This is a genomic window from Pseudoalteromonas sp. S8-8 (assembly GCF_000497875.1).
GTDB classification, from domain to species: domain Bacteria; phylum Pseudomonadota; class Gammaproteobacteria; order Enterobacterales; family Alteromonadaceae; genus Pseudoalteromonas; species Pseudoalteromonas arctica.
The window spans coordinates 121,529-128,091 of record NZ_AUTR01000071.1; the positions used below are offsets into that span (position 1 = coordinate 121,529).

Below are 6,563 nucleotides of genomic sequence, written 5' to 3' on the forward strand. Positions count from 1 at the left end.
GGGTAGAGTGATCGTCACATCATTCAAAGCCTGCGTACCATCTGCGTATTTTTTGTTGATATTTTTCAGTGTAAGCATTAGTTTCATCCTTAATTGGTATAGCACCAGCTTAAGAAAGCAAGTCAATACAAGCGAGAAAATAATGGTTAACGTATTGAAATAAATGATGAACATAAAAAAGTAACGTTGGTCATTTAAATATGACCTTTCATCATTTAAATAAACGGCCTAGTATGCTTAAAACGGTTACTAACCCTATGAAATAAAATAATTATTTTAAAAATAAATTATGATTGAAACAATTTTATGGATAAACTAGCGCGCTCAGCGTAGTGAATTGTGCAAAGGTAATGTTTAAAATAAAAAGACAATTTTATCTAAGCATATCTGCTCAGAAACTATAATAAAAACGGAGTCACATATGCAGCAAGCCAATACACCAATATGGCAACGCTTTAGCATTACCCAGCTAATAATTTTTTTACCGCTAATAGCCGCTATTATGCTCGACTCTCATATACGCTTTTTGTCATCACATATGGATTCAACGAGCCAATATCTGGCTATTAATATTCAACTTTTTTTACAGTGTATTCCCTTTTTTATTGCCCATGCGTTTGCATATCGTTTATTACTTACACCCGCAATCATAGTTTGGCTGTTAGGCTTTTTAGCCTATCCATCTCTCTTGCTAGTATTTAATAACCAACTTCTTAACTTTTCGCAATGGCAATACCTTGATGCACAATGTTGGACACTGTGCGCATCTGCAAGTGGTATATGGCTTATTACTAAACGCACTAATAAAAATAACAATGTGTTGAGTAATAAATGGCTTAAATCCTTGTTTTCACTTGATACTGTCGTGTTTATAGTACTTTTAGGTTGGGCAATAGTTACATCAAGCATACTCAATACGCACACTGATCCTATGTTAAATCAGCCTATTGAGCCTGTTATTGACGTTTATAAAGTATTCACACAGTTTGATACTTTTTTGGGTTACCTTTGGCAAATTACTGTTTGTGCCGGATTAGTATATGGAGTGTATTTATTAAATAGATATTTATTAATACGCTACGTATTAACCTATCATGGCGTATTAATATTTTTGTTTGCAAGTTTAATAAGCCTCGTTGTACTTACACCTATATTAACATCGTGCTTGCTACTGTTACCTATTAACGATTTACCCTCAGGCATTGCTAACTTAACACCAGGCGGTAATGATAATATTTTCAGCCCTGAAAATTATCAGTTTGTATTCTTATTTTTGGCTATAAGCACACCGATTATTTTAGCGTTTGAACGACAGCAACAACACGTTCAAATTAGCAACATTGCCCAGCAACAAACAAAAACAGAGCTAAAGCTACTTCAACAGCAAATTAACCCTCATTTTTTATTTAATACATTAAACAACCTTTACGCACTAACATTAAAAAAAGCAGATAATGCACCAGATCTTGTTATGCAATTAGCTAACTTACTGCGTTACAGTGTTTATGAAGGCCAAAAAGCACAGGTGAGTTTAGAAAAAGAAATTAATTACTTAAAAGGTTTTATTGCATTGCAGCATTTACGAAGTGCTGAGCGCTGCAACTTTGATGTGCAATGGCCTGAATATCAACAACACTATTTAATTTCGCCACTACTGTTAATAATGATTTTAGAAAACGCGATAAAGCATGGTGTAGAACCCACGTCACAAAAAGTAACGGTTGTGTTTAAAATCACCATGGCCGATAACATACTAACGCTATTTTCCTCTAACCCTATTCTACCTAATAACAATTCAGAGCATGGGGTGGGACTTAACAATTTACGCCGTAGGCTGACTCTTTTATATCCAAATAAGTACACATTAATTATTAATGAAAATAAAAATCTTTGGCAAACCACACTTAAATTGGAGCTGCCTGCATGTTAAACACAATAATTGTTGATGACGAGCCGCTCGCGCATGACGTTATACTTCATCATTTAAGTGCACATAAAGACATTAATATAAGCGGACAATACCTTAACGCTAAAGATGCATTATGTGCTTTAGCCACATCATCTATTGATTTGTTATTTTTAGACATAAACATGCCCGAACTATCAGGCATTGCATTACTCAAAGTGCTCGCGAATCGACCACAAGTGATTATTATTAGTGCGTATCAAGAATATGCTTTAGCCGGTTTTGAACTTGACGTAACTGACTACCTACTAAAACCAGTCTCTGCGCAACGCCTTGAACAAGCACTCAATAAAGTACGGAAAAAAAGAAAACACATAACGCTAAATCCCAAGGCACCTCTGACTATTACGCTTAAAATCGATCGTGAAAAACATAAAATTCAATTAAGCGACATAGACATGTTTGAAGCGTATGGAAATTATGTAAAAGTATGGCAAGGTGAAAAAGCATTACTTGCAAGCTGCACTCTCAAATACATATTGCAAGAGCTTGATACTTCATTTATTCAAGTCCACAAATCTTACGCTATTAACCAACACAAAGTGGTTGCGTTAAGTAATGAAAGCGTTCAACTAGCATCAGGCGTGTCAGTAAAAATTGGCAAGTCATTTAAACAACAAGTGCGCGACATTATTTAACCTGAGATCTTATTTTATGTTTACCTAAAACATAACTTTAAGCTCCCCCTATCAGCGACTCTAAACTTTAGCACTTAACCTTTGCGGCTTTTCTCGCGTTACAAAGTAGCAAATTAGCGAGCCCACTGTTACCAGTACAACCCCTTGCCAAAACGAAGCACTCAGCGTAATAGATAAATACAGCGCTGAAATAATAGTAGAAAACACCGGTGTAAAGTACGAAAGCGTACCCAACAGCATTAAGTTACCGCCAATAATAGCTTGATTCCACAGTGCATAACCGCTCCCCACGACTACACCAGCTAATAATAACGTCATGCTTGAGCCCAGTGAAAACGTTAATGGCGCTTCATTACTAAAACCATATTGCGCCCACAAACTCATTGCCGTAACAGTAAAAAATAACGTAATGGCATTTTTACCATTACTCAGCTTTTGCGTAACTACGCAATAAATAGCCCATATAAACGCTGCAGCTAATGCCATTAAATAAGTAGCAGGATTATCAGCAAAGTTAGTAACAAGCGTATCGACCGACATTTCTTGATCGCCCGTAATACACCAAGCAACGCCTAAAAAAGCAATAATCATGCTTGGGTAAACCCAGTAACTTACTTTTTTGCGCCCAATAATAATAGAGAGCAATATTGTTAGCGTGGGCCATAAATAATTAATAACCGCCATTTCCATTGCCTGATGACGACTATTTGCCATACCAATAGAAAGCGCCAAACAAATTTCGTACGATACAAATAATAAAGTACCTACTACCAAGTAGCGTTTCGAAAAACTACTAAACTTGGGCACTCCCATAACCAAAATTAAAAATATCGCACTGACAGAATACATAGCCGCAGCACCACCAATGGGGCTAAACAACTCAGAAATATCCCGTAGTAATGCAACTAAGCAACTCCACAGTAATATTGCAGCGACTCCATATAGTGTATATTTATTTTTGCTTATAAAATCCATTTGCCAATCCAAAAGTACTACTCGTAAATTTGAAACTAAACTAACAGTAATTATTTAATTAAACAATTAAAGTTAATAGCTTAAACCTCTCGCCTGTTTTTAACATTCACCCTTTTTAGTAATTGACCTTTTGGTCAGTAAAGCTACAATCAATCAATACGTTAAACACGCAAACTCAACAATGACCACACAAATAAAACCAAATAAAAAAGAAGTGACACGCGAGAAAAACCAAAAACTAATTTTAGATGCCGCCGAGCAATTGTTTTCGCAACTAGGTTACGACGGAGCAAGTATGAGCATGGTTGCTAAAGAAGCGCAGGTGCCAAAAGCTAATATTTTGTATTACTTTAAAAGTAAGGATGGTCTGTACGAGTCTGTGATCGACCGCATAATAGCTAATTGGAACTTAGGGCTCGATAACGTCACAATTAACGACGATCCAGCTACCGTGCTTTATAACTATATTAAAAGCAAAGTAATACTGGCCGTAAATCAGCCAATGCAATCTCGCTTATTTGCTAGTGAAATACTGCGCGGTGCCCCTTATTTACAAAACTACTTTAGAACCAATACCCGCCCTTGGGTTAAACAAAAGGTTGATGTACTTCAAGCATGGATGGACGCAGATAAAATGGATAAGGTTGATCCCTACCATTTGCTTTTTACTATTTGGTCTACCACGCAATATTACGCCGACTTTCAGGCTGAGGTTTTACTCGTAATGAACAAATTAGAGTACGACGAAACCGATGTGGCACAAATTACGCAATCAATTGCCCACATAATTTTAAAAGGTATTGGTCTTAAAATACCTGAGCAAAGTGAGACTTAACCCATGACATCCTTTACTACTCCCGATTTATTTGACGATCATCGCGATAACGTACAAGTAGCAGACAGCGGCCTTTATCACTTTGGTAAAAAAACCACGTTTTATGGCAAAGTAGTTACCGTTACCTGCCCAGAAGACAACTCTTTTGCCGCCGATATATTGCATGAAAATGGTGAAGGTAAAGTATTGGTTATAAACGGTTTTGCGAGCAAACGCTTTGCATTTATAGGCGATATTATGGCTGAGCGTGCCCTAAATAATGGCTGGGAAGGCGTAATAATAAATGGCTGTTGCCGAGATATTGAAATACTCGCCACAATGAACTTACCTGTAATGGCGCTAGGCTCTACACCGCGTAGTACCTTAAAGCGCGGCTTTGGTGATAAAAACCAAGCTGTTACCATGCTTAGCACCACTATTGAACCTAACGATTGGGTTTACGCCGATATTAATGGTTTAATCATCAGTAAAACACCGCTTATTTAGCACTCAAAACCATATAAATAGAGACCAACTTGGTGCACCTACGCACCAAGTTGGTTTGTTTTAGCTCATTTTAATCTCACTATTTTTATAGCCCACATTTACAAATCTCATACAACCCAACAAAACCTGACCAGTTGGACAGGGTTTTAATTTATGGCATTCCTCTTGCTTAGTCTAAGCACTATAAAATCAAAACTACCGATTAAAAAGCACAGCTTTAGCAATTGCATTAAATTAGTGATCTATTATAACGCGAAGAAAATGACGCAGTGAATGCGCTATTTAATCCGATAGAATGAACATGTTTTTAATAAAATTGGTATTCATAATAATAATAACCAGCCCGCTTTTTAATCACTCTAACTTAATAAGTAAGTACTTGGTCAGTTTTATAATAATGAGCTGCAAATGAGTGATAAAAAAAACAACAAAGGTATATTTTGCAATCACGGTCCTACCCTGTGGCAAACAAACCAGTCTGGTCTACTTGCAAACAATCGCTTAGCCGTAAAAGATGTATTTGCAGTAAAAGGCGAGCGTAACAGCGCTGGCAATCCACACTGGTTTAAAACAGCTAAACCGGCTCAAAATACGGCAAGCTCGGTTAATAAGCTCATGACCGCTGGTTGTAACTTTATAGGCTTTACCCACACAGACGAACTGGCTTATAGCTTAGAGGGTAATAATATACATTATGGCGCTGCGCAAAATCCTAAATTAAAAGGGCATGCTTGCGGTGGTTCGAGTATGGGTTCGGCAGCAGCCGTTGCTACTAACTTAGCTGATATTGGCTTAGGTACCGACACTGGCGGCTCAATTAGAATACCCGCCAGCTATTGTGGTTTATATGGCATAAGGCCAAGCCATAATGTGATTGAAAAAGACGGTCTAATACCGTTGGCTCCGCCTTTTGATACCATAGGTTGGCTTACCCAAAGCGCCGAGCTATTAAGCGATGTAGGTAATGTACTGTTACCAAATCAAGCTATTAATAACGTTAATACCTTAGTTATTTGCGAGCCGTTATTTGAACTCGTTGACCCTGCTTTACAAGCCCCACTTAAACAATTGCTTGAAAAAACCAAGCCTAATTTTAAGCACCATAAAGAATTTGAACTACCTAACAGCAGCTTATTAAGCGAACTTGCGGATAGTTTTAGAGTACTGCAAGGGCGAGCAATCGCAAAAACGCATAAAGATTGGCTTCAATTGCCGGGGCAACCTCCCCAGTTTGCGCCAGCAATTGCGGCTCGTTTTAAAATGGCACTGGCTTTAACCGAGCAAGAAGAACAAGAGGCGTTAAAAATACAGCACGAGTGGCAAGCAATCGTCGCTAAAAACCTAAATAAACACAGCTGCTTATTTTTACCCACCACACCCACAACCGCACCTAAATTAGGCGCCGACACAAGCGCCTTACGCATGCAAATTATTACGCTTTCGGCAATTGCAGGACTTAGTGGCTCAGCGCAAGTGCATTTACCGCTGGCTAATTTAACAAATGATCATCCGTATGGTTTTTCATTAATGATGACCCACGGTAACGATAAAAGCTTACTTGCTTGCGTTAAGCACCTAGCTGAACACTTTAAACAGGACACACCGGCATGACCACACACAACATTGCATTTACCGCGTCTCATTTTTCGGCCACTGAGGCGGG

The 6,563-nt window shown here is 38.0% G+C and carries 6 protein-coding genes and 1 pseudogene (1 of these 7 cut by a window edge); 5 read left to right on the forward strand and 2 right to left on the reverse strand.

The features are described 5' to 3' along the window. Positions 1–78 (reverse strand): annotated as a pseudogene (locus L659_RS01000000123145) (ABC transporter ATP-binding protein); it reaches 787 nt to the left of the window's first position. Positions 79–421: 343 nt separating this feature from the next. Here L659_RS01000000123145 and L659_RS0121955 point away from each other — a divergent pair. Together L659_RS0121955 and L659_RS0121960 are read left to right on the forward strand one after the other, a co-directional pair. Continuing rightward, positions 422–1,930, forward strand: coding sequence for a sensor histidine kinase (locus L659_RS0121955; RefSeq protein WP_024591944.1), 1,509 nt, complete (start codon positions 422–424; stop codon positions 1,928–1,930). Next, positions 1,924–2,604 carry a LytR/AlgR family response regulator transcription factor gene (locus L659_RS0121960; RefSeq protein ID WP_024591945.1) on the forward strand — a complete coding sequence of 227 codons (681 nt, stop codon included), beginning with the start codon at positions 1,924–1,926 and terminating at the stop codon, positions 2,602–2,604. Before L659_RS0121955 ends, L659_RS0121960 begins: the two co-directional genes overlap by 7 nt. A 60-nt stretch (positions 2,605–2,664) precedes the next feature. Here the strand turns inward: L659_RS0121960 and yddG are convergent, their stop codons facing one another. Further along, positions 2,665–3,579 (reverse strand): aromatic amino acid DMT transporter YddG, encoded by a 915-nt coding sequence (gene yddG, locus L659_RS0121965; RefSeq protein ID WP_024591946.1) that lies wholly within the window; start codon positions 3,577–3,579, stop codon positions 2,665–2,667. Between the two features lie 181 nt (positions 3,580–3,760). On the opposite strand from yddG, the gene L659_RS0121970 reads away from it, so the two are divergent. The 3 genes from L659_RS0121970 to L659_RS0121980 all read left to right on the forward strand — a co-directional run bounded on the left by L659_RS0121970 (position 3,761) and on the right by L659_RS0121980 (position 6,511). Then, positions 3,761–4,414, forward strand: a complete 654-nt coding sequence (locus L659_RS0121970) for a TetR/AcrR family transcriptional regulator (RefSeq protein WP_004334664.1) — start codon at positions 3,761–3,763, stop codon at positions 4,412–4,414. Between the two features lie 3 nt (positions 4,415–4,417). Next, the gene (locus tag L659_RS0121975; RefSeq protein WP_024591947.1) at positions 4,418–4,900 is read left to right on the forward strand and encodes a putative 4-hydroxy-4-methyl-2-oxoglutarate aldolase; all 483 of its coding nucleotides are present in this window, start codon (positions 4,418–4,420) and stop codon (positions 4,898–4,900) included. Between the two features lie 408 nt (positions 4,901–5,308). Further along, positions 5,309–6,511: an amidase family protein gene (locus tag L659_RS0121980; RefSeq protein ID WP_024591948.1), complete on the forward strand. Its 1,203-nt coding sequence runs from the start codon at positions 5,309–5,311 to the stop codon at positions 6,509–6,511. Positions 6,512–6,563: the final 52 nt, after the last annotated feature.

Excerpts from the sequence above, each read along its gene's own strand:
- L659_RS0121975 (WP_024591947.1), top strand. The coding sequence starts at position 4,418 with ATGACATCCTTTACTACTCCCGATTTATTTGACGATCATCGCGATAAC.
- L659_RS0121960 (WP_024591945.1), top strand. The coding sequence starts at position 1,924 with ATGTTAAACACAATAATTGTTGATGACGAGCCGCTCGCGCATGACGTT.
- L659_RS0121970 (WP_004334664.1), top strand. The coding sequence starts at position 3,761 with ATGACCACACAAATAAAACCAAATAAAAAAGAAGTGACACGCGAGAAA.
- L659_RS0121980 (WP_024591948.1), top strand. The coding sequence starts at position 5,309 with ATGAGTGATAAAAAAAACAACAAAGGTATATTTTGCAATCACGGTCCT.
- L659_RS0121955 (WP_024591944.1), top strand. The coding sequence starts at position 422 with ATGCAGCAAGCCAATACACCAATATGGCAACGCTTTAGCATTACCCAG.
- yddG (WP_024591946.1), bottom strand. The coding sequence starts at position 3,579 with ATGGATTTTATAAGCAAAAATAAATATACACTATATGGAGTCGCTGCA.